Annotated in this window: 26 protein-coding genes; 19 read left to right on the forward strand and 7 right to left on the reverse strand. The window is 70.4% G+C overall.

From position 1 onward, the window contains the following. On the reverse strand, positions 1-1,427 hold a 1,427-nt coding region (locus GTY47_RS01295; protein ID WP_010039726.1), incomplete at its 3' end, for a transketolase. A 346-nt stretch (positions 1,428-1,773) separates the two neighbouring features. Between GTY47_RS01295 and GTY47_RS01300 the strand changes: the two genes are divergently transcribed. The 3 genes from GTY47_RS01300 to GTY47_RS01310 all read left to right on the forward strand — a co-directional run bounded on the left by GTY47_RS01300 (position 1,774) and on the right by GTY47_RS01310 (position 4,389). Then, positions 1,774-2,727: a heme o synthase gene (locus GTY47_RS01300; RefSeq protein WP_029181153.1), complete on the forward strand. Its 954-nt coding sequence runs from the start codon at positions 1,774-1,776 to the stop codon at positions 2,725-2,727. 69 nt (positions 2,728-2,796) lie between these two features. Beyond that, positions 2,797-3,129, forward strand: coding sequence for a hypothetical protein (locus GTY47_RS01305; RefSeq protein ID WP_010039731.1), 333 nt, complete (start codon positions 2,797-2,799; stop codon positions 3,127-3,129). Between the two features lie 153 nt (positions 3,130-3,282). Beyond that, complete coding sequence (locus GTY47_RS01310; RefSeq protein ID WP_010039733.1) at positions 3,283-4,389, forward strand: amidohydrolase family protein; 1,107 nt, start codon at positions 3,283-3,285, stop codon at positions 4,387-4,389. 42 nt (positions 4,390-4,431) lie between these two features. On the opposite strand, the gene GTY47_RS01315 is transcribed toward GTY47_RS01310, so the two are convergent. The 4 genes from GTY47_RS01315 to GTY47_RS01330 are packed head-to-tail and all read right to left on the reverse strand — an operon-like array spanning position 4,432 to position 8,039. Next, a complete protein-coding gene (locus GTY47_RS01315; protein WP_078602826.1) occupies positions 4,432-5,439 on the reverse strand; it encodes a COX15/CtaA family protein in 1,008 nt (335 codons plus the stop codon). Between the two features lie 59 nt (positions 5,440-5,498). After that, positions 5,499-6,254: an ABC transporter permease gene (locus tag GTY47_RS01320; protein ID WP_040903167.1), complete on the reverse strand. Its 756-nt coding sequence runs from the start codon at positions 6,252-6,254 to the stop codon at positions 5,499-5,501. A gap of 17 nt (positions 6,255-6,271) precedes the next feature. Continuing rightward, complete coding sequence (locus GTY47_RS01325; protein WP_040903147.1) at positions 6,272-7,195, reverse strand: ABC transporter ATP-binding protein; 924 nt, start codon at positions 7,193-7,195, stop codon at positions 6,272-6,274. Positions 7,196-7,226: 31 nt separating this feature from the next. After that, the gene (locus GTY47_RS01330) at positions 7,227-8,039 is read right to left on the reverse strand and encodes an AAC(3) family N-acetyltransferase (RefSeq protein WP_010039738.1); all 813 of its coding nucleotides are present in this window, start codon (positions 8,037-8,039) and stop codon (positions 7,227-7,229) included. Positions 8,040-8,200: 161 nt separating this feature from the next. Between GTY47_RS01330 and GTY47_RS01335 the strand changes: the two genes are divergently transcribed. The 8 genes from GTY47_RS01335 to GTY47_RS01370 are packed head-to-tail and all read left to right on the forward strand — an operon-like array spanning position 8,201 to position 14,761. Beyond that, positions 8,201-8,944 carry an ArsR family transcriptional regulator gene (locus GTY47_RS01335; protein ID WP_010039739.1) on the forward strand — a complete coding sequence of 248 codons (744 nt, stop codon included), beginning with the start codon at positions 8,201-8,203 and terminating at the stop codon, positions 8,942-8,944. Further along, a complete protein-coding gene (gene sufB / locus GTY47_RS01340) occupies positions 8,941-10,362 on the forward strand; it encodes a Fe-S cluster assembly protein SufB (RefSeq protein ID WP_010039740.1) in 1,422 nt (473 codons plus the stop codon). The genes GTY47_RS01335 and sufB overlap by 4 nt, the downstream gene beginning before the upstream one ends. A 60-nt stretch (positions 10,363-10,422) precedes the next feature. Then, positions 10,423-11,607 (forward strand): Fe-S cluster assembly protein SufD, encoded by a 1,185-nt coding sequence (sufD, locus tag GTY47_RS01345; RefSeq protein WP_010039741.1) that lies wholly within the window; start codon positions 10,423-10,425, stop codon positions 11,605-11,607. Beyond that, positions 11,604-11,921, forward strand: coding sequence for a non-heme iron oxygenase ferredoxin subunit (locus GTY47_RS01350; protein WP_010039742.1), 318 nt, complete (start codon positions 11,604-11,606; stop codon positions 11,919-11,921). Before sufD ends, GTY47_RS01350 begins: the two co-directional genes overlap by 4 nt. A 7-nt stretch (positions 11,922-11,928) precedes the next feature. Further along, complete coding sequence (gene sufC, locus GTY47_RS01355) at positions 11,929-12,693, forward strand: Fe-S cluster assembly ATPase SufC (protein WP_010039743.1); 765 nt, start codon at positions 11,929-11,931, stop codon at positions 12,691-12,693. Continuing rightward, positions 12,690-13,946, forward strand: coding sequence for a cysteine desulfurase (locus tag GTY47_RS01360; protein ID WP_010039745.1), 1,257 nt, complete (start codon positions 12,690-12,692; stop codon positions 13,944-13,946). Before sufC ends, GTY47_RS01360 begins: the two co-directional genes overlap by 4 nt. A gap of 15 nt (positions 13,947-13,961) precedes the next feature. Next, positions 13,962-14,432, forward strand: coding sequence for a Fe-S cluster assembly sulfur transfer protein SufU (gene sufU, locus GTY47_RS01365; protein WP_010039747.1), 471 nt, complete (start codon positions 13,962-13,964; stop codon positions 14,430-14,432). After that, the gene (locus GTY47_RS01370) at positions 14,429-14,761 is read left to right on the forward strand and encodes a metal-sulfur cluster assembly factor (protein ID WP_010039749.1); all 333 of its coding nucleotides are present in this window, start codon (positions 14,429-14,431) and stop codon (positions 14,759-14,761) included. Before sufU ends, GTY47_RS01370 begins: the two co-directional genes overlap by 4 nt. Before the next feature lie 56 nt (positions 14,762-14,817). Here GTY47_RS01370 and GTY47_RS01375 read toward each other — a convergent pair whose 3' ends face one another. Continuing rightward, positions 14,818-15,651 (reverse strand): AbfB domain-containing protein, encoded by an 834-nt coding sequence (locus tag GTY47_RS01375; RefSeq protein ID WP_010039751.1) that lies wholly within the window; start codon positions 15,649-15,651, stop codon positions 14,818-14,820. A gap of 192 nt (positions 15,652-15,843) precedes the next feature. Between GTY47_RS01375 and GTY47_RS01380 the strand changes: the two genes are divergently transcribed. The 6 genes from GTY47_RS01380 (at position 15,844) to GTY47_RS01405 (ending at position 20,099) form a co-directional block, all read left to right on the forward strand. Beyond that, positions 15,844-16,164: a multidrug efflux SMR transporter gene (locus tag GTY47_RS01380; RefSeq protein ID WP_010039753.1), complete on the forward strand. Its 321-nt coding sequence runs from the start codon at positions 15,844-15,846 to the stop codon at positions 16,162-16,164. After that, the gene (locus GTY47_RS01385; RefSeq protein WP_010039755.1) at positions 16,164-16,712 is read left to right on the forward strand and encodes a TetR family transcriptional regulator; all 549 of its coding nucleotides are present in this window, start codon (positions 16,164-16,166) and stop codon (positions 16,710-16,712) included. The genes GTY47_RS01380 and GTY47_RS01385 overlap by 1 nt, the downstream gene beginning before the upstream one ends. Positions 16,713-16,833: 121 nt before the next feature. Next, positions 16,834-17,823, forward strand: coding sequence for a 2,3,4,5-tetrahydropyridine-2,6-dicarboxylate N-succinyltransferase (dapD, locus tag GTY47_RS01390; RefSeq protein WP_010039756.1), 990 nt, complete (start codon positions 16,834-16,836; stop codon positions 17,821-17,823). A 113-nt stretch (positions 17,824-17,936) separates the two neighbouring features. Then, complete coding sequence (locus tag GTY47_RS01395) at positions 17,937-18,167, forward strand: hypothetical protein (protein WP_010039759.1); 231 nt, start codon at positions 17,937-17,939, stop codon at positions 18,165-18,167. Between the two features lie 163 nt (positions 18,168-18,330). After that, positions 18,331-18,888: a SigE family RNA polymerase sigma factor gene (locus tag GTY47_RS01400; RefSeq protein ID WP_010039761.1), complete on the forward strand. Its 558-nt coding sequence runs from the start codon at positions 18,331-18,333 to the stop codon at positions 18,886-18,888. After that, entirely contained in the window at positions 18,885-20,099 is a 1,215-nt protein-coding gene (locus tag GTY47_RS01405) for a hypothetical protein (protein ID WP_010039762.1), read from the forward strand. Before GTY47_RS01400 ends, GTY47_RS01405 begins: the two co-directional genes overlap by 4 nt. 8 nt (positions 20,100-20,107) lie before the next feature. Here the strand turns inward: GTY47_RS01405 and dapA are convergent, their stop codons facing one another. Continuing rightward, positions 20,108-20,992 carry a 4-hydroxy-tetrahydrodipicolinate synthase gene (gene dapA / locus GTY47_RS01410; protein WP_010039764.1) on the reverse strand — a complete coding sequence of 295 codons (885 nt, stop codon included), beginning with the start codon at positions 20,990-20,992 and terminating at the stop codon, positions 20,108-20,110. A gap of 196 nt (positions 20,993-21,188) precedes the next feature. Here dapA and GTY47_RS40065 point away from each other — a divergent pair, with 196 nt between their 5' ends. Both GTY47_RS40065 and GTY47_RS40590 read left to right on the forward strand, forming a co-directional pair. Continuing rightward, positions 21,189-21,326 (forward strand): hypothetical protein, encoded by a 138-nt coding sequence (locus GTY47_RS40065; protein WP_173937313.1) that lies wholly within the window; start codon positions 21,189-21,191, stop codon positions 21,324-21,326. Continuing rightward, on the forward strand, positions 21,323-22,020 hold a 698-nt coding region (locus tag GTY47_RS40590; RefSeq protein ID WP_010039766.1), incomplete at its 3' end, for a hypothetical protein. The genes GTY47_RS40065 and GTY47_RS40590, both read left to right, overlap by 4 nt.

Below are 22,020 nucleotides of genomic sequence, written 5' to 3' on the forward strand. Positions count from 1 at the left end.
TGCATCAGCGCCGACAGCCGCACCGCGTTGCGCATGTAGTCGGAGAAGACCAGGAACGTGCCGCCGTAGATCCGGGTGTTGCCGTGCAGCGCGATGCCGTTCATCTCGGCGGCCATCGCGTGCTCGCGGATGCCGAAGTGGATCGTGCGGCCGTACGGGTCCGCCTCCGGCAGCGGGTTGTCCGCCGGGAGGAAGGAGCTGGTCTTGTCGATCGTGGTGTTGTTGGAGCCGGCCAGGTCGGCAGAGCCGCCCCACAGCTCCGGGATCACCGCGCCGAGCGCCTGGAGGACCTTGCCCGAGGCGGCACGCGTGGCCACGCCCTTGCCGACCTCGAAGACCGGGATCTTCTCCTCCCAGCCGGTGGGCAGCTCACCCTTGGCGACCCGGTCGTACTCCGCGGCGCGCTCGGGGTTGTTGTCCCGCCACTGCTGGTACGCCTTCTCCCACACCGCGCGGGCCGCCTGGCCCCGCTCCAGCGCCTTGCGGGTGTGCGTGATGACCTCGTCGGCCACCTCGAAGCTCTGCTCGGGGTCGAAGCCCAGCACCCGCTTGGTCGCGGCGACCTCGTCCTCGCCCAGCGCCGAGCCGTGCGCGGCCTCGGTGTTCTGCGCGTTCGGGGCCGGCCAGGCGATGATCGAGCGCATCGCGATGAACGACGGCTTGTCCGTGACGGTCTTGGCCTTCTGGATCGCCTCGTAGATCGCGGCGGGGTCCAGGTCGCCGTTCTCCTGCGGCTGCACCCGCTGCACGTGCCAGCCGTACGCCTCGTACCGCTTGACGGTGTCCTCGGACACGGCCGTCTCGGTGTCGCCCTCGATCGAGATGTGGTTGTCGTCCCACAGCAGGATCAGGTTGCCGAGCTTCTGGTGGCCCGCCAGGGACGAGGCCTCGGAGGAGATGCCCTCCTGGAGGCAGCCGTCACCGGCGATGCAGTAGATGAAGTGGTCGAAGGGCGATTCGCCCTCGGGGGCCTCCGGGTCGAACAGACCGCGCTCGTAGCGGGCGGCCATCGCCATGCCCACCGCGTTCGCGACACCCTGCCCGAGCGGGCCGGTCGTCGTCTCCACACCGGTCGTGTGCCCGTACTCGGGGTGGCCCGGGGTCTTCGATCCCCAGGTGCGGAAGGACTTCAGGTCGTCCAGCTCCAGGCCGAAACCGGCCAGGTACAGCTGGGTGTAGAGGGTCAGGGACGAGTGGCCGGCGGACAGCACGAAGCGGTCCCGCCCGACCCAGTCGGCATCCGCCGGGTCGTGCCGCATCACCTTCTGGAAGAGGGTGTAGGCGGCAGGCGCCAGGCTCATCGCCGTACCCGGATGGCCGTTACCGACCTTCTGTACGGCATCGGCGGCCAGGACACGCGCGGTGTCGACGGCCCGCTGGTCCAACTCGGTCCACTCGAGGTCTGTGGTGGTCGGCTTGGTGCTCACCCTGGGTCAGGGCTCCTCTCACAAGTCGGATGCCGGTGTATCGGGGCGCCCACCGGCCGCAGTCGAGCCTACCCCCGTGGGACGTGCGTTCTTTCGAGTCCGTCCAGAGTGCCGGGAGTCGTTTCGATCCGCCTCCTGACTGGGCCGTATCCCATTCGGCAAGTGAATACGGAGCCGCTCATCCGGGTGCTCAATCGAGCTTCCGCGCGCCCTTCGGAAGCCGCCCTCCAACACGACCCGACCCCCGCGAATGTCCGACTCTGGGCAACGTCTAAAGTGGCGTGGTACGCGCGAGCCTTTACCGGGACTTCACACGGGTGAGGCTTGCTGGGATGTCTCTGTAGGGGTGTGCGTGACGGCCGTTGAATCCCGTCCAGCGGGGATGATCGGGACGGACCAGAGCCCGGCCCACCGGCCGTTCGGGGCCCGTGTCAAGGCGTTCGTGGCTCTCACCAAGCCGCGGATCATCGAGCTGCTCCTGATCACCACCGTCCCGGTGATGTTCCTGGCGCAGCAGGGCGTGCCCGACCTGTCGCTGGTGCTGCTGACCTGCGTCGGCGGCTACATGTCCGCGGGCGGCGCCAACGCCCTCAACATGTACATCGACCGCGACATCGACGCCCTGATGGACCGCACCTCGCAGCGGCCGCTGGTCACCGGCATGGTCAGCCCGCGCGAGTGCCTCGCCTTCGGCATCACCCTCGCCGTCGCCTCGACGCTGCTGTTCGGCCTCACCGTGAACTGGCTGAGCGCCTGGCTCTCCCTCGGCGCGCTCCTCTTCTACGTGGTCGTCTACACGATGATCCTCAAGCGCCGTACCTCGCAGAACATCGTGTGGGGCGGCATCGCCGGCTGCCTGCCCGTACTGATCGGCTGGTCCTCGGTCACGAACTCCATGTCGTGGGCGCCGGTCATCCTGTTCCTCGTGATGTTCTTCTGGACGCCGCCGCACTACTGGCCGCTGTCCATGAAGGTCAAGGAGGACTACGCGCGCGTGGGCGTCCCGATGCTGCCCGTGGTCGCCTCCAACAAGGTGGTCGCGAAGCAGATCGTGATCTACAGCTGGGTCATGGTCGCCGTCTCGCTCCTGCTGCAGCCGCTCGGCTACACCGGGTGGTTCTACACGGCGGTCGCTCTGCTGGCGGGTGGCTTCTGGCTCTGGGAGGCGCACGGCCTGCAGAACCGCGCGAAGGCGGAGGTGACGGGCGCGAAGCTGAAGGAGATGCGCCTGTTCCACTGGTCGATCACCTATGTCTCGCTGCTGTTCGTGGCGGTCGCGGTCGACCCCTTCCTGCGCTGACACAGCGCTGACGTACGTCACAGGGCCCTGCTCTCGCCAGTCGATCTACTCGTGAGTAGCATCGCCACCATGGCAGACACGCAGCAGGTTGACCCGAAGGCCGAGCGCAAGGCGGCCAAGCTCGCCAAGCAGATCAGCTCCTTCTCCAAGGCCCACGGCGGCGCCGAGGGCCAGGTCGCCTACCTCGGCGAACGCGGCGCCCGCATCGTCCTCGTGGGCGAGGACGGCAACTGGGGCGACCTGGTCGCCCCCTCTCACGAGATCGCCGAGAAGGCCGTGGAGAAGTCCGGCATCACCACCCACGAGTCCTTCGACGGCGAGTTCGCGGCCAAGGTGAAGACGGGCCGCTACGAGTGGAGCCGTATGGCCGGTATCCAGGTAGGCGGCCCCAAGAACGACTGACCTGGTTCTGGGGGCGCGGGGAACTGCGCGAGCAACCACATGCGGTCTGCACCCGCCGTACGGCACCGGCCACCCACCCCGGGACCGCGACCTCACACCCGGTTCACCCGTTAGGACCCTTGAGAGCAACAGGGTCCACACCGGGAGGCCCGGATGATCGAAACGCCGTCACTGGTGGACCAGTACTGCCACGGAGTGCTGCGCACGGAGCTGGGCCTCGGCACCTTCGAGGCCCACCTCTCCCGCACGGAGGGCCCGCCCGCCCCCGGCACCACCCTCTTCGACACCCAGACCGGCTTCGCCGTGCGGCGCTGGTGCCCGCCCCTGCTCGGCCTGGAACCCCACTGCGCACCGGCCCGCTACCTGGCCCGCCGCCGCGAACTGGGTGTCCTGGAGTCCGCCCGCCGGCTCCTGCGCGGCAGCGGCATCACGACGTACCTGGTCGACACGGGCCTGCCCGGTGATCTGACCGAACCCGGCGAACTGGCCTCCGCTGGAGCCGCCGAGGCTCGCGAGATCGTCCGTCTGGAACTGCTCGCCGAGCAGGTCGCCGACACGTCCGGGACCGTCGAGTCCTTCCTCGCCAACCTCGCCGAGTCCGTGCACGCCGCCGCCGCGAACGCCGTCGCCTTCACCTCGGTCGCGGGCGTACGGCACGGCCTCGCGCTCGCGCCGGAGCCGCCGGGGCCGGGGGAGGTGCGGGGGGCCGTCGGACGCTGGCTCGCGGGGCGCGAGGTCGGCGGGGAGCTGAGCGACCCCGTACTGCTGCGGCACCTGCTGTGGAGCGCCGTCGCCTCCGGCCTGCCGCTCCAGCTGCACGCGGGGCTCGGCGCACCGGGTCTGCGGATCGACCGTACGGATCCGGTGCTGCTGACCGACTTCGTACGGGCCACGGCCGGGCTCGGCACGGACCTCGTCCTGCTGCACGGCTACCCGTACCACCGGCACGCCGCCCACCTGGCCGGGGTCTTCCCGCACGTCTACGTCGACTCCGGCGCCGCCCTGGTCCGCACCGGCGCCCGCGCCGCGACCGTCCTCGCGGAGATCCTGGAGCTGGCCCCCTTCGGCAAGATCCTCTTCTCCACCGGCGCACAGGGACTGCCGGAGCTGCACGTCGTCGGCGCCCGGCTGTTCCGCGAGGCGCTCGGCCGGGTTCTCGGCACCTGGGTCGCCGAGGGCGCGTGGTCCCTGGCCGACGCACAGCGCGTGGCGGGGATGCTGGCGTCGGGCAACGCGCGCCGGGTGTACGGGCTCGACTAGAGGTCCGCGAGCCGCGGGGCCGGGGGGACTTGCGGACCCTCCCTAGGCCTGGGCCAGGGTCGCCTCGGCGGCGGGGCCGGGGACGTCGGCCACCACCTGCGGCCGTTCGCGCAGCGACAGCACCACCCGCAGTACCCAGATCCACATCACGGCCGAGCCGAGCATGTGCAGGCCGACCAGGACCTCGGGCAGGTCCGTGAAGTACTGGACGTAGCCGATGACGCCCTGCGCGAGCAGGATCAGGAACAGTTCGCGGGTGCGGTGCAGCGGGGAGCGCGGCGCGTCGACCGCCTTGAGGACGAACCACAGGGCGAACGTCAGCGTCACCACGATCCACGCCAGCACGGCGTGCAGCTTGCTCACCGTCTCCCAGTCGACCGGCATCCGCTCGACCTCGCTGGAGTCGCCGGCGTGCGGGCCCGCGCCGGTGACCACCGTGCCGACCAGGATGAGCAGCACGGCGGCGGCGACCAGGAACCACACCAGCTGCTGCACGGCCTTGCCGACCAGCGGGCGCGGCGGGGCGTCGCCCTCACGGGTGCGCTGCCACATCACCGTGGCCACCGCGATGAGCGCGGACGTCGCCACGAAGTGCGCCGCGACCGTGTAGGGGTTGAGCCCGACCAGCACCACGATGCCGCCGAGCACCGCGTTGCTCATCACGATCCAGAACTGGGCCCAGCCCAGCCGGGTCAGGCTGCGCCGGTACGGCTTCTGGGAGCGCGCGGCGATGATCGCCCAGCCGACGGCGGCGCACAGCACGTACGTCAGCATGCGGTTGCCGAACTCGATGGCGCCGTGGAAGCCCATCTCGCTGGTGGCGGTGAGCGAGTCGTCGGTGCACTTGGGCCAGGTCGGGCAGCCGAGGCCCGAGCCGGTCAGCCGTACGGCTCCGCCGGTGACCACGATGAGCACCGACATGACGATGGCGGAGAGGGCCGCGCGCTGGACCGTCCGGGTTTCCGGGGTCCAGCGCTCGGCGATGAAGGCGAGCGGGTTGCGCAGGGCCGCCCTGGCGTCGGCGCGGGTCACTTTTGGCACGCGACCCATCGTAGGACGCCGCTTGTGCACGCTTTCACGAGGGTCCGTCATGGCCTTGCTCCCAGCGCTCATTCCCAGCGGAAGAGCCGTCCGGCCGCCGCCAGCCCGACGACCGCCCAGACGGCGAGGATCCCCAGCTCGGCCCAGGGCATCCCGGCCCCCTGCCGGAGCACGTCCCGCAGGCCGTCGGACAGGGCCGAGATGGGCAGCAGGCCCAGCACGTCCTGCGCGGCGGGGGGAAACTTGTCGAGCGGCACGATGACCCCACCGCCGACGAGCAGCAGCAGGAACACCAGGTTGGCGGCGGCGAGCGTCGCCTCGGCCTTCAGCGTCCCGGCCATCAGCAGGCCGAGGCCCGAGAAGGCCGCCGTACCGAGGACCAGGAGCAGCAGCACGGCGAACGGGTTGCCGTGCGGCGACCAGCCGAGCGCGAAGGCGATCACCGTCAGCAGGACCACCTGGAGCACCTCGGTGACCAGCACGGACAGTGTCTTCGCCGTCATCAGGCCCCAGCGCGGCAGGGGCGAGGAGGCGAGCCGCTTCAGCACGCCGTAGCGGCGCTCGAAGCCGGTCGCGATCGCCTGCCCGGTGAACGCGGTCGACATCACCGCGAGCGCGAGGATGCCGGGGGCCAGGAAGTCGACCGCCTCGCCGGCGCCCGTGTCGACGATGTCCACGGTGCTGAAGAGCACCAGGAGCAGGGTCGGGATGACGACGGTGAGCAGCAGTTGCTCGCCGTTGCGCAGCAGCATCTTCGTCTCGAGCGCGGCCTGGGCCGCGATCATGCGGGGCAGGGGCGCCGCGCCGGGCTTCGGCGTGTACATCCCGGTGCCGGTGGCGGTCACGAACGCAGCTCCTTGCCGGTCAGCTCGAGAAAGACGTCTTCGAGGGTGTGCCGCTCCACCGAGATCTTCTCCGGCATCACACCGTGCTGGGCGCACCAGGAGGTGACCGTCGCGAGCAGTTGCGGATCGACCTTGCCGGCGACCCGGTACGAACCCGGCGTCAGCTCGGCGGCCGAGCAGTCGGCGGGCAGGGCCTTCAGCAGCGATCCCACGTCCAGGCCGGGCCGGCCGCTGAAGCGGAGCGTGTTCTCGGCGCCGCCCCGGCACAGCTCCTCCGGGGAGCCCTGGGCGATGACCCGGCCCGCGTCGATGATCGCCACGTCGTCGGCGAGCTGCTCGGCCTCGTCCATGTAGTGGGTGGTGAGGATCACGGAGACGCCGTCGGCGCGCAGGTCCCGGACCAGGTCCCAGGTGGCGCGGCGGGCCTGCGGGTCGAGCCCGGCGGTCGGCTCGTCCAGGAACACCAGCTCGGGGCGGCCGACCACGGCCATCGCGAGGGCCAGCCGCTGCTGCTGCCCGCCCGACAGCCGCCGGTAGGTCGTACGGCCGCAGGAGCCGAGACCCAGGCGTTCGATGAGCGCGTCCACGTCGAGGGGGTGGGCGTGCAGCTTGGCGACATGGCGGAGCATCTCGTCGGCGCGGGAGCCCGAGTAGACGCCGCCGGACTGGAGCATCACGCCGATGCGGGGCCGCAGGTCCCGGGACTGTCCGACCGGGTCGAGGCCCAGGACGCGCACCGTGCCGGAGTCCGGCTTCCGGTACCCCTCGCAGGTCTCGACCGTGGTCGTCTTGCCCGCCCCGTTGGGGCCGAGCACGGCGGTCACACCCTCCCGGGCCACCAGGTCGAGCCCGTCCACCGCGGTCTTCGTGCCGTACCGCTTCACCAGGGCCTGGACCTGGACCACGGGCTCACTTCGCATGGGTCCAGAGTCTAGGTTCGTGCGCCGGGGCTCAGAGCGGCGGGTGCTGGAACTCCTCCTCACGGGGCCGGTGCACCGGCAGCCACCGCTCGGCGTAGGCGACCGCGTCGGCCACCGGGAACAGCCGCACCTCGGCCGCCCCGGCCTTTCCCCGTACGACGGGACGGTCCCGCTCGAAGTCGTAGCCCAGCTCGTCGAACCGGTCCGAGCTGATCGACACCTCCGTCACGGTCTCCCAGCCGTCGGGGCCCGGCCGGCCCACGGCGACGCGCGGGGACGGTATCCGGTACTCGGCGAGGTGGAAGCTGGTGCAGGAGGCGTAGCCGGCGCCGAGCAGCAGGACCCGGGCGCCCATGGCCTCCAGCTTCGCGAGCGGGCTGCGCTCGCCCAGCCGGCAGTCGGGCGCGTGGTCCTCGATCACCGCCGCCGCGCGCGGGCCGACCGCCGCGAACGAGGTCTGCGGATGGGCGCTGCGCAGCGCGCCGGGCCAGGTGCGCACGGTCTCCGGGACGACACCGACCCCGCGCGCGGGCGTGATCCGGGGGTCGTAGGCGGGCATCGTGGCGCGGATGGCCTCCCACCATTCCGGTGGCACGGGCGGGTTGCCCCACAGGACCGGGTCGGAGAGGTCGCCGGTCTGCGTCGGAACCACCAGCGTGCCCTCCGGGCCGAGCGCGTCGAGCAGTGCCTGCACCACCGCGACGGCTCCGCCGTTGACCCAGCCGAGGGAGCTGAGCGAGGAGTGCACGAGGAGGGTCTCGCCGGGGCGTACGCCCAGCTCGCACAGCTGCGCGCGCAGTGTGTCCCGGGTGACAAGAGGGCCGGTCGGAGGGGGTGTGGACATGGTTCGGGAGTGTCCCCGAAGCGGCTTCGGCATGCCACCGCTTTGATCGATCGGAGATCATTTCCGCAGGTCAGATTAGGTTCACCTAAGTGACGCAGGGCACCTCGGGGGTGGCCGGCCGCCGCTTGCCCGGTCCCGATGAATTACGCAACAATGGCGTTGTGAAAAACGTCGGCGAGGCTCGGGAGACCCCCACGGGGGCCCCTCAGGAGGAGCTCGCGACCGGGGAGCGGTCCACCCGCAACCGAGTCGCGCGGTCCATCCTGGACCACGGCCCGTCGACCGTCGCCGAACTCGCCGACCGGCTGGGCCTCACCCAGGCGGCCGTGCGCCGGCACCTCGACGCCCTCGCGGGCGACGGTGTCGTCGAGGCGCGCGAGCAGCGGGTCTACGGCGCGCGCACCCGCGGCCGGCCGGCCAAGGTGTTCGCCCTGACCGACTGCGGCCGGGACGCCTTCGACCAGTCGTACGACAAGCTGGCGGCGGACGCGCTGCGCTGGATCGCCGACCGCGAGGGCGGGAACGAGGCGATCGCCGCCTTCGCCCGCGCCAGGATCGCCGCGCAGGCGAGCGCGTACCGCGCGGCGGTCGAGACCGCGGCGCCCGAGCAGCGGACGGAAGCCCTGGCCAAGGCCCTGAGCGCCGACGGGTACGCTGCTACGGCGCGCAGTGCGCCCCACCCGCAGAAGGGTGAGCAGCTCTGCCAGCACCACTGCCCGGTCGCCCACGTCGCCGAGCAGTTCCCGCAGCTGTGCGAGGCGGAGACGGAATTTTTCGCCGAGCTGCTCGGTACACACGTACAGCGGCTCGCCACCATCGCGCACGGCGACGGCGTCTGCACGACGTTCATCCCCAAGATTTCCCACAACGCATCTGCAAGCACGGCCGGGAGGAACCCCGCATGACTCTCCCCACGGAGACTGCTCACCCTGAGCTCGAGGGCCTGGGCAAGTACGAATACGGCTGGGCCGACCGGGACGATGCCGGTGCGTCGGCGCGTCGCGGCCTGGGCGAGGACGTCGTCCGGGACATCTCCTCCAAGAAGAGCGAGCCGGAGTGGATGACCAAGCTCCGCCTCAAGGGCCTGCGCCTGTTCGAGAAGAAGCCCATGCCGAACTGGGGCTCGGACCTGTCGGGGATCGACTTCGACAACATCAAGTACTTCGTGCGCTCCACGGAGAAGCAGGCGGCCTCCTGGGAGGACCTGCCCGAGGACATCAAGAACACGTACGACAAGCTGGGCATCCCCGAGGCCGAGAAGAACCGCCTCGTCGCCGGTGTCGCCGCGCAGTACGAGTCGGAGGTCGTCTACCACCAGATCCGCGAGGACCTGGAGGAGCAGGGCGTCATCTTCCTCGACACCGACACGGCCCTGAAGGAGCACCCGGAGCTCTTCAAGGAGTACTTCGGCACGGTCATCCCGGCCGGTGACAACAAGTTCGCCGCGCTGAACACCGCCGTGTGGTCCGGCGGCTCCTTCATCTACGTGCCGAAGGGCGTGCACGTGGAGATTCCGCTGCAGGCCTACTTCCGCATCAACACGGAGAACATGGGCCAGTTCGAGCGGACCCTGATCATCGTCGACGAGGGTGCCTACGTGCACTACGTCGAGGGCTGCACCGCCCCGATCTACAAGTCGGACTCGCTGCACTCCGCGGTCGTCGAGATCATCGTCAAGAAGAACGCCCGCTGCCGCTACACGACCATCCAGAACTGGTCGAACAACGTCTACAACCTGGTCACCAAGCGCGCCGTGGCCTACGAGGGCGCGACCATGGAGTGGGTCGACGGCAACATCGGCTCCAAGGTGACGATGAAGTACCCGGCCGTCTACCTGATGGGCGAGCACGCCAAGGGCGAGACGCTGTCCATCGCCTTCGCCGGCGAGGGCCAGCACCAGGACGCGGGCGCCAAGATGGTCCACATGGCGCCGAACACGTCGTCCAACATCGTGTCGAAGTCCGTCGCGCGCGGTGGCGGCCGTACGTCCTACCGCGGTCTCATCGAGATCGGCGAGGGCGCCCCGGGCTCCAAGTCGAACGTGCTCTGTGACGCGCTGCTGGTCGACACGATCTCCCGCTCGGACACCTACCCCTACGTGGACGTCCGCGAGGACGACGTGTCCATGGGCCACGAGGCCACCGTCTCCAAGGTCTCCGAGGACCAGCTCTTCTACCTGATGAGCCGCGGCCTGAGCGAGGACGAGGCCATGGCGATGATCGTGCGCGGCTTCGTCGAGCCCATCGCCAAGGAGCTCCCCATGGAGTACGCGCTGGAGCTCAACCGGCTGATCGAGCTGCAGATGGAAGGCGCGGTCGGCTGACCCCCGCCCGCAGTCCCATCACGCCCCCTTACGCAACGGAAAGCGAGCACTACGACAGCCATGGCTGAGGCTCAGAACATCCCGGTGGGCTCGACCACCACCGGCTCGATCGCGGTGGCGGCCGAGTCGACCGTCGCCACCCGCATGAGCGCGCCCCCCTCCTTCGACGTGGCGGACTTCCCCGTTCCGCACGGCCGTGAGGAGGAGTGGCGGTTCACCCCGCTGGAGCGCCTGCGCGGGCTGCACGACGGCACCGCCGTGGCCGACGGCAACGGTGTGAAGGTCGACGTCCAGGCCCCCGAGGGCGTCACCGTCGAGGCCGTCGGCCGCGACGACGCGCGGCTCGGCAAGGCGGGCACCCCGGTGGACCGGGTCGCCGCCCAGGCCTACTCCGCCTTCGAGAAGGCCTCGGTCGTGACCGTCCCCAAGGAGACCGTCCTCACCGAGCCGATCCGCATCGCGGTGCACGGCGAGGGCGGCACCGCCTTCGGCCACCAGGTGATCGAGCTGGGCGCCTTCGCCGAGGCCGTCGTGGTCATCGACCACACCGGTGACGCGGTGCTCGCCGCCAACGTCGACTACCTCCTGGGCGACGGTGCCAAGCTGACCGTCGTCTCCGTCCAGGACTGGGACGACAAGGCCGTGCACGTCGCGCAGCACAACGCGCTCGTCGGCCGTGACGCCTCCTTCAAGTCCGTCGTCGTCACCTTCGGCGGCGACGTCGTCCGGCTGCACCCCCGCGTGCAGTACGCCGGCCCCGGCGGCGAGGCCGAGCTGTTCGGCCTCTACTTCACCGACGAGGGCCAGCACCAGGAGCACCGCCTCCTCGTCGACCACAACGTCCCGCACTGCAAGTCGAACGCCGTCTACAAGGGCGCGCTCCAAGGCGAAGACGCGCACGCGGTGTGGATCGGCGACGTGCTCATCGAGGCCGCGGCCGAGGGCACGGACACGTACGAGATGAACCGCAACCTGGTCCTCACGGACGGGGCCCGCGTGGACTCCGTACCGAACCTCGAGATCGAGACCGGCGAGATCGTCGGCGCCGGCCACGCCTCGGCCACCGGCCGCTTCGACGACGAGCAGCTCTTCTACCTCATGGCCCGCGGCATCCCGGAGCACGAGGCCCGCCGTCTGGTGGTCCGCGGCTTCTTCGCCGAGCTGGTCCAGCAGATCGGCCTCCCGGACATCGAGGAGCGCCTGATCGCCAAGATCGAGGAGGAGCTGGAGGCGGCGGTCGCATGACCTTCGTACGCGCCTGCGGACTGGGCGAGCTGGAGGAGGACACCCCGAAGCGGGTGGAACTCGACGGCACGCCCGTGTCCATCGTGCAGACCGAGGGCGAGGTGTTCGCCGTCTACGACATCTGCTCGCACGCGAACGTCTCCCTGTCGGAGGGCGAGGTCGACGACTGTCACATCGAGTGCTGGCTGCACGGCTCGCGCTTCGATCTCCGCTCCGGCAAGCCCGACGCCCTTCCCGCGACGCGCCCCGTCCCCGTATACCCCGTAAAGATCGAAGGGGACGATGTGCTCGTCTCCCTCACCCAGGAGTCCTGAGGCACCCATGGCTACGCTTGAAATCCGAGACCTGCACGTCACCGTCGAGGTCGAGAACGGCACGAAGGAAATCCTCAAGGGTGTCGACCTCACCGTGAAGCAGGGCGAGACGCACGCCATCATGGGCCCCAACGGCTCGGGCAAGTCGACCCTCGCCTACTCCCTCGCGGGACACCCGAAGTACACCATCACCGGCGGCACCGTCACCCTCGACGGCGAGGACGTCCTGGAGATGTCCGTCGACGAGCGGGCCCGCGCCGGTCTGTTCCTCGCGATGCAGTACCCGGTCGAGGTCCCGGGTGTGTCCGTGTCGAACTTCCTGCGCACCTCCGCGACCGCCATCCGCGGCGAGGCCCCCAAGCTGCGCACCTGGGTGAAGGAGGTCAAGGAGGCCATGGAGCGCCTCAACATGGACCCCGCCTTCGCCGAGCGCAACGTCAACGAGGGCTTCTCCGGCGGTGAGAAGAAGCGCCACGAGATCCTCCAGCTGGAGCTGCTCAAGCCGAAGATCGCGGTCCTCGACGAGACCGACTCCGGCCTGGACGTCGACGCCCTGCGCGTCGTGTCGGAGGGTGTGAACCGCGTCCGCGAGACGGGCGAGGTCGGCACCCTGCTGATCACGCACTACACGCGCATCCTCCGCTACATCAAGCCCGACCACGTGCACGTCTTCTCCGGCGGCCGGATCGTCGAGTCCGGCGGTGCCGAGCTCGCCGACAAGCTGGAGGAAGAGGGCTACGAGGCATACACGAAGGGTGGCGCATCAGCGTGACACAGCTGCCGGGCCTCCTCGACACCGAGGCGATCCGCAAGGACTTCCCGATCCTGGACCGGCAGGTCCACGACGGTCAGAAGCTCGTGTACCTGGACAACGCGGCGACCAGCCAGAAGCCGCGCCAGGTGCTGGACGCACTCAGTGAGTACTACGAGCGCTACAACGCCAACGTCCACCGCGGTGTGCATGTGCTCGCCGAGGAGGCCACGGCGCTGTACGAGGGCGCGCGCGACAAGGTCGCGGAGTTCGTCAACGCGCCCTCGCGGGACGAGGTGATCTTCACGAAGAACGCCTCCGAGTCGCTCAACCTCGTGGCGAACATGCTGGGCTGGGCCGACGAGCCCTACCGCGTGGACTCCGAGACCGAGATCGTCATCACGGAAATGGAGCACCACTCCAACATCGTGCCGTGGCAGCTGCTCGCGCAGCGCACGGGTGCGAAGCTGAAGTGGTTCGGCCTGACCGACGACGGCCGGCTGGACCTGTCCAACATCGACGAGGTCATCACGGAGAAGACGAAGATCGTCTCCTTCGTGCTGGTCTCCAACATCCTGGGCACCCAGAACCCGGTCGAGGCGATCGTGCGCCGCGCCCAGGAGGTCGGTGCGCTGGTCTGCATCGACGCCTCGCAGGCCGCGCCCCACATGCCGCTGGACGTGCAGGCCCTCCAGGCCGACTTCGTGGCCTTCACCGGCCACAAGATGTGCGGCCCGACCGGCATCGGCGTCCTCTGGGGCCGCCAGGAGCTGCTGGAGGACCTGCCCCCGTTCCTCGGCGGCGGCGAGATGATCGAGACGGTGTCGATGCACTCCTCGACCTACGCCCCGGCGCCCCACAAGTTCGAGGCGGGCACGCCCCCGGTCGCCCAGGCGGTCGGTCTCGGCGCGGCGATCGACTACCTCAACTCGATCGGCATGGACAAGATCCTCGCCCACGAGCACGCACTCACCGAGTACGCGGTGAAGCGGCTGCTGGAGGTCCCGGACCTGCGCATCATCGGCCCGACCACGGCCGAGGAGCGCGGAGCGGCGATCTCCTTCACCCTCGGGGACATCCACCCGCACGACGTGGGCCAGGTCCTCGACGAGCAGGGCATCGCGGTCCGGGTCGGCCACCACTGCGCGCGGCCGGTCTGCCTGCGGTACGGAATTCCTGCGACCACGCGAGCGTCGTTCTATCTGTACTCCACGCCGGCCGAGATCGACGCGCTGGTCGACGGCCTGGAGCACGTACGGAACTTCTTCGGCTGAAGGGCGTGCTGAACGGTGAAACTGGACTCCATGTACCAGGAAGTCATCCTGGACCACTACAAGAACCCGCACGGGCGGGGCTTGCGGGATGGCGACGCCGAGGTGCACCACGTCAACCCGACGTGCGGTGACGAGATCACGCTGCGCGTGAAGTACGACGGAACGAAGATCGAGGACGTCTCGTACGAGGGCCAGGGCTGCTCGATCAGCCAGGCCTCGGCCTCCGTACTGAACGAACTCCTCGTCGGCAAGGAGTTCTCCGACGCGCGGAAGATCCAGGAGACCTTCCTGGAGCTGATGCAGTCCAAGGGGAAGCTCGTGCCCGACGACGCGATGGAGGACATCCTGGAGGACGCGGTCGCGTTCGCCGGGGTGTCCAAGTACCCGGCCCGGGTCAAGTGCGCCCTGCTGAGCTGGATGGCCTGGAAGGACGCGACGGCCCAGGTGCTGGGCGGAGCCGACGCCGAGAAGGAGACGACGGCATGAGCGAGACCGTGGAGATGAAGCCGGCTTCGGAGGAGGAACTCCGCGAGGCCCTGATGGACGTCGTCGACCCCGAACTGGGCATCGACGTCGTCAACCTCGGCCTGATCTACGGCATTCACGTCGACGAGTCGAACATCGCGACCGTCGACATGACCCTGACCTCCGCGGCCTGCCCGCTGACGGACGTCATCGAGGACCAGGCCAAGTCCGCCACGGACGGCCTCGTCAACGAGCTGCGCATCAACTGGGTCTGGATGCCGCCGTGGGGCCCCGACAAGATCACGGACGACGGACGCGAGCAGCTTCGGGCGCTTGGGTTCAACGTCTGAGATTCACCGGCTGACGAAGGGGCGGCACCCTCCCGGGGTGCCGCCCCTTCGCATGCTCAGTCCAGCCCGGCCACCAGCCGGAACGCCGAGTCCGCGCGGTACAGGGTGCTGTGTTCGTACGGTTCGAGGCGGAGCTGGAAGTTGCGGTGGCGCAGGAAGCGGCCCGGGTAGTTCACCGACTCCAGCATGACCGCGCCGGGGTGGGAGGCGGGGCGTGGGCAGAAGGTGGCGTCCTTGCGGAACAGGGCGGAGCCGTCGTTGCCGTCCTTGACCAGGACGAAGCTGCGGTGGCGCAGGTAGCGGCCGTCCGCCGTGGCGAAGGAGTAGCAGGAGGGGTCGGCGAGACCGGCGACGCGCTGGAAGGTGGCGTCCTGCCGTTGCTCGGATCCGGAACCGATCTGGTCCAGGCGCACGGAGCCGTCGCGCACGCGCCAGTAGCGGTCGGGGTAGTTGACCGAGCGTATGGAGGTGCCGTTCGAGCGCGGGGGCTTCGGGTGCTTCGACGACGTGGGGGGCGCCGGTGCCTTCGGGGCCTTCTCCTGCGGCTTCGGCTTCGGGGCGGCGCTGGTCGGTGCGCTCGTGGTGGGGGTGGGGGACGGGTGCCCCCGGTCCGCGCCCGGCGATCCCGAGCCGCTCTTGGAGGGGGTCGCGAACGAGATCAGGCCTCCCGGGGCCGAGCTGCCGAGTGTGGTCGGCTCCGCCGCCTCGGGCGTGGCCTCGCGGGATTCGTTATCCATCACGGTGACGGCCGTGACGCACGCGCTGACCGTGGCCAGGGCGAGGGCGCCCGCCAGCCAGAGCCGTCGCGTTCCCGGCGCCCGGGTGGTGTCCGGGGCCCAGCCGCTCTCCCACGGGCGGTCCTGGGGGGGCCGGGACTTGTTTTCTGCCATGCGCTGTTCCTCCGCGGGCACCCTTGACGGCGGCGCAGTTGTGGTGGCCCGGTGTGTGATCGGTGGACACCGTAGTGGACGCCTGGGACACCTGGGGCGCGTTTTGTGAGAGCGGTTTCTCACCGATATCCGGGACCACTCGCCGGACCCTTCTTGTGTACGGGCGTACAGATGGTGTGTACGCTCGTACACATGGGTTATCTGCTGCTGGCCGGCGCCATCGCCGCCGAAGTGGGCGCGACCACCGCCATGAAGTACAGCGACGGGTTCAGCAGGCTCACGCCCTCGCTGCTCACGCTCCTCGGCTACCTCCTCTCCTTCGGGCTGCTCGCGCAGACGCTGAAGACCGTCTCCGTCGGCACGGCCTACGCCATCTGGGCCGGGGCCGGCACCGCGGCCATCGCCACGATCGGCATGGTCTTCCTCGGGGAGGGGATGACCGTCGCCAAGGCCGCCGGGATCGCGCTGATCATCATCGGGGTCGTGGTGCTGAACCTGGGAGGTGCGCACTGATGCCCCGGCGCCACGACCCCGAGCGGCGGCAGCGGATCATCGACGCGGCGATCCGGGTCGTCGGTTCGAAGGGCATCGCCGGACTGAGCCACCGCACCGCCGCCGCCGAGGCCGATGTCCCGCTGGGCTCCACGACGTACCACTTCAGCACCCTCGACGAGCTGCTGGTCGCCGCACTGCGGCAGACCAACGAGGGCTTCGCCAAGGTGATCGCCTCGTGCGGCGGTCCGGATGGTCCCGGGACCGATCTGGCCGCCGAACTCGCCGGGTGGATCGGGCAGTGGCTCGCCGGTGACCGTACGGGGGTGGAGCTGGAGTACGAGCTGTACCTGGCCGCCCTGCGCCGGCCCGCGCTGCGGCCCGTCGCCGCCGAGTGGGCCGAGGGTGTCGCCGAACAGCTGTCCCGGCGGACCGACCCCGTGACCGCGCGGGCGCTGGTGGCGGTCGTCGACGGCATCTGCCTGCAGGTGCTGCTGACCGGGACGCCCTACGACGAGGCGTATGCGCGGGAGGTGCTGGGACGAGTCCTCGCGGGGGCCGATGGGTGACACCGGCGGGCGGGGCGTGTCCGTGCTGCTGACGGGCGCCTTCGACGCGGATACCGCCCGTCACGTGAGACGCCCCCGCACCGGTTCGCCTGGACCGCCGTCCGCCGGTTAGGTTGCCCTCATGACCGACACGACTGCTCCTCGCACCACCGGCGCCGTTGCCGCCGGCCTCGCCACGATCGCCGCCGACGGCACCGTCCTCGACACCTGGTTCCCCGCGCCCGAGCTGGCCGCCGAGCCCGGCCCGTCCGGCACCGAGCGGCTCTCCGCCGAGCAGGCCGCCGAGCTGCTCGGCGGCGGCGCCACCGCGGCGATCGGCCCCGACGCCCGCCGGGGCGTCGAGGTGGTCGCGGTCCGCACGGTCATCGCCTCCCTCGACGAGAAGCCGATCGACGCGCACGACACCTACCTGCGCCTGCACCTGCTCTCCCACCGCCTGGTCAAGCCGCACGGCCAGAGCCTGGACGGCATCTTCGGCTTCCTCGCCAACGTCGCCTGGACCTCGCTCGGCCCGGTCGCCGTCGACGACCTCGAGAAGGTGCGGCTGAACGCCCGCGCCGAGGGCCTGCACCTCCAGGTGACCTCCGTCGACAAGTTCCCGCGCATGACGGACTACGTGGCCCCCAAGGGCGTCCGGATCGCCGACGCCGACCGGGTCCGCCTCGGTGCGCACCTCGCCGAGGGCACCACCGTCATGCACGAGGGCTTCGTCAACTTCAACGCCGGCACGCTCGGCACGTCGATGGTCGAGGGCCGCATCTCCGCCGGTGTCGTGATCGGCGACGGCTCGGACATCGGCGGTGGCGCCTCGACGATGGGCACGCTGTCCGGCGGCGGCAACGTCATCATCTCCATCGGCGAGCGCTGCCTGATCGGTGCCGAGGCGGGCGTCGGTATCGCCCTGGGCGACGAGTGCGTCGTCGAGGCCGGCCTCTACGTCACCGCCGGCACCCGCGTCACCATGCCCGACGGCCAGATCGTCAAGGCCCGCGAGCTGTCCGGCGCCTCCAACATCCTCTTCCGCCGCAACTCGGTCACCGGCACGGTCGAGGCCCGGCCGAACAACGCGGTGTGGGGCGGGCTGAACGAGATCCTGCACAGCCACAACTGACGCTCCCGTATCCCGTACGGATGACCCGGCGTGACCTCCTGGTGGTCTCGGCAGATGAACGGGTGGACGCAGTGTCCGATCATTCGCCGAACCGACGAAACGAGGACCGGGGCATGAGGAACGAGCGGGGGCGGGCCGTGGCGCGCTGTCTGGCCGGGGCGGTCACGACGCTGGTGGTGTGCTGGCTTCCGGCGGGGAGTGCGCACGCCGACGAGACCAACACGGGCTCCCACAACGGCCACCGGGTCGGGCTGCTCAACGTCAACGTCGGCCAGGTCGACGACCCGGCGGAGGACGTGCTGGAGCACACGCTGCTGTTCGGCGACGGCTACGCCTGGAACTGAACCGCCACCTCGACGGACCGGGGCCCGTACCGCACACCGTGCGGTACGGGCCCCGGTCCGTTTTTCGTGACCGGCAGGTGGCATAGCGGGAGGCTCCCGCGCGCGTCACAAGGGGTACGGGGGGCGGGCAGCGGGTCCGCCCCGGGGGAAAGCGAAGGTGACGATGGATGCCGAAGCGCAGGAGAGCTTCCGGGAGTTCGTGGCGAACCGGTCGTCCACGCTGCTGAGGACCGCGGTCCTGCTGAGCGGCGGCGACCGGCACGCGGGCGAGGACCTGCTCCAGAACGCGCTGATCAAGGCGGCGGGCCGCTGGCACCGCATCGACGAACCCGAGGCGTACGTCCGGCAGGTCCTCTACCGCCAGCAGGTCAGCCGCTGGCGGCTGAAGTGGCCGAGGCGCGAGCTGAGCGTCGCCGAACCGCCGGAGACCCCGGCCGCCCCGGACGCCTCCGGCGCGGCCGAGCTGCGCCTGGTGATGCGGGGCGCGCTGGCCCGGCTGACCGCGCGGCAGCGCACCGTGCTCGTGCTGCGCTACTTCGAGGACCTGCCCGAGGCCGAGGTGGCCCGCATCCTGGGCTGCTCCGTCGGCACCGTACGGTCCGCCACCCACCGCTCCCTGGCCCGGCTGCGCGCCCTCGCGCCCGAGTTGGCCGCCCTGGGTCCGGCCGCCGCGGAACAGCGGCCGTCCCGTGACTACTCGCCCGTGGAGGTGCGTCAGTGAACGTCGACGAACTCGTGCGCGACGCGCTGCGCGACCAGGCCGACGGGCAGCCGCCCGCGGCACCCGGCTTCGCCGACCGGGTGCTCGCGGTCCGCCGGCGCCGCCGCAGCCGCCGGCTGGCGTCCGCGGCAGCGGCGGTCGCCGCCGTGGTCGCCGTCGCCGTGGCCGTGCCGATGCTGGACTCCGGCAAGCAGGACGTCCGGCCCTCGGGCGGTGTGGAGCAGACCGGCGTAACCGCCCGTCCGGACCAGTCGCCGCCGCGCGACCTGATCGCGGCCGGGCGGGTCGCGCTGGCCGCGTACTACACCTTCAGGAACGTCGAGCAGTCCGCCGACCGTGCCGTCTCCGAACGTACGTACTGGCTGCTGGACCCCGAGACGAAGAAGTACGAGAAGGCCGACCGGTGGTCGTACGTCGCCGTCGCTCCCGGGCTGAAGACCGCCGCCGTCCTGGAACGGGACCTGCCCGTCCGGCGCATCGGGCTGCTCGACCTGGCGAGCGGTGAGGTCGAGCGGTGGCTCCCGGTCGATCGCCCGGTGGCGGGCGTGGAGTTCTCGCCCGATGGTACGAAGCTCGTCGCCACGACCTACAGCCAGAATCCCGACCAGCGGGTGAAGATCGAGGGCTCGGACGACTGGGACGCCCTGTTCATGAAGTCGTACCGGACCGGGTTCCACGTCATCGACGTGGCGTCGGGGAGGAGTTCCTGGACCGAGATCAAGATCGGCCTGGACCCGGACGACCCGGGGAGCTTCCTCAACTCGCGCCAGGACTTCGCCTTCAGCCGTGACGGCAGCCTCGTCTGGTCCGGCCTGCCCTCCGAACCGGGCAAGAGGTTCTACGACGTCGGCGGCAAGGAGGTCGCCCCGCCTGTGAGGGAGCGGCACCGGGACTGGTTCGTCGAGGCGGGGGTGTCGCCGGACGGGGCGCTCGTCGCCGGTCAGTTCGCGGGCAAGAAGTGGAAGACGTCCTCCTGGATCCTGGACTCGCGCACGGGCAAAACGCGCACCGAGGTGCACGGGCAGCAGTTGCTCGCCTGGGCCGACGGCGACTCACTCGTCGCCTGGGACATCGGGCCCGACGGTAACGAGTACCACCAACGGCTGGTTCTGGTGACGATGGGCAGCGACAAGGTGGTACCGCTCAGTGGCTTCCGGTCGCCCAAGGACAACACGAAGGGGCGGTGGGAGCCGGTGTTCGCGGAGCGGTGACGCCTTCGTCAGGTGGTGATCAGGGTCTGGTAGAGCGACAGGAGCACGTCGGTCGTCTTGTCGTCGGCGGGCCGCAACGGGGCGCGGACCGGGCCCGCGGGGAGGGCCAGGGCGTTCAGGAGCGCCTTGGTCGTCACGGTCCCCGGCAGGCCTGCCGACATGATCGCCTCGATGAGGGGGGTGGCCTGCTGCTGGAGGCGGGCCGCCTGCGCCGTGTCGCCCGCGTCGAACGCGTCCAGCACGGCTCGCAGGCGGTCCGGGATCACGTTGGCGACCGTGCTGACGTACCCCGTGCCGCCGACCGCGTAGAGCGCGAGGTTGTGTTCGTCGCAGCCCGCGTAGTACGCCAGGTCCGTGCGGGCCAGCACCTTCTGGGCGGCCAGGAAGTCGTAGGAGCAGTCCTTGACCGCGACGATCCTGGGGTGTGCGGAGAGACGGAGGATCGTCTCCGGTTCGACTCGGATGCCGGTGCGGTTCGGGATGTCGTAGAGCATGAGCGGGAGCTCACTGGCGTCGGCGATCTCGCGGAAGTGGGCCTCGATCGCGTCCTGCGGGGGCCTGCTGTAGTACGGCGCCACCACCAACAGGCCGTCCGCGCCCGCCTTCTCCGCCTCTCGGGCCAGCTCGACGGTGTGGCGGGTGTCGGGCGTGCCGATGCCCGTCACGATCGACGCCCGGTCGGCCACGGCCTCGCGGACGGCTGCGATCAGGGCCGACTTCTCGGCGTCCGTGGTGGTCGGTGACTCGCCCGTCGTGCCGGACAGGACGAGGCCGTCGCAGCCCTGTGCGACCAGGTGGGCGGCGAGGCGCTGGGCGCCGTCGAGGTCCAGTGCGCCGGACGTCGTGAACGGGGTGATCATGGCGCACAGGGCGCGGCCGAAGGGGGTCGTCATGTGAGTAGTGTCGGCAGCGTGACTGTGTAGCTCTAGTTAATTCTTCTACCTGGTATTCGTAAGGGATGCTTTTCGGCTGTTCCGGTGGAGTGCCGCGGGGTCACGGAGCGTGCCCGTGGAGTGCCCTATGTCCAAACCCGGGCCTCGTGGGTCACCATGGCCGGGACGGTCGGCGACGGCATTTCATGGAGGCGTCATGAAGCTGGGCAAGGCACTGGCCACCGGGGTCGCGGAGGAGCAGCCGCAGGTCCGGGACGAGGAGATCGAACTGCACGAGTTCCGGCTGCGGGAGGCTGAAGAGCCCGCGCCCGAAGAGGTTCCGGTCGCCCGATGAGGCTGCGGCTTCCGGCGGAGCGTCCGACGGAGCCGCCGACCGGATACAAGATCGCCCACCCGGTGCTGTCCCAGGACGGCACCCGGGCCGGGTTCACCGGTGTGTCGCTGGGCGGCGCGCTGCCGTACGGGGTGGTGGCCGAGGCGTCGTGTGTGTACGGGCTGCGGCACCGGGCGCCGCATCGGCGCTGCGACTGCGGGTTCCACTGCGTGCATGACCGGAAGGCGGCGGAGGCGTTGCTGTGCACGGCCGAGCACCGGGCGGCCGTGCTGTTGGAGGTCTCCGTTCTCGGGGCCTACATCCGCTTCGAACGAGGGTTTCGGTATGCCCGGCAGCGGGTGCGGGTCATGACCGTCGGGGCGTGTGCGTGCGGCGCCGGGGCCGATGCGCTGGGCGAGGCCGGCTGGGGGCGGCCGGGGTGGCGGGCGTTGGTGCCCTGTTGCGGGGGGTGTCTGCGGGGGCGGCCGTCCTTGTCGCTTGCCGGGTTCGCTCGGTTGGCGGGGGACGGGTTGCGGGTCGTGGCCGCGGGTGCTACGACGCCGGCAGGGCTGCGGAGGGCGGGGGCCGAAGGGGCCGAAGGGTTGGGGGTGCCCGAACTCGTCGCGGAGGCCGCGTTGTTGCAGGCGCGGCTGGACTGGTTTCAGGCTCAGCTGGCGCGGCTCGGTGATCGTGGAGCTGTCTCTTATACACATCT

Source organism: Streptomyces sp. SID5464, assembly GCF_009862985.1.
Taxonomy (GTDB): domain Bacteria; phylum Actinomycetota; class Actinomycetes; order Streptomycetales; family Streptomycetaceae; genus Streptomyces; species Streptomyces chartreusis_D.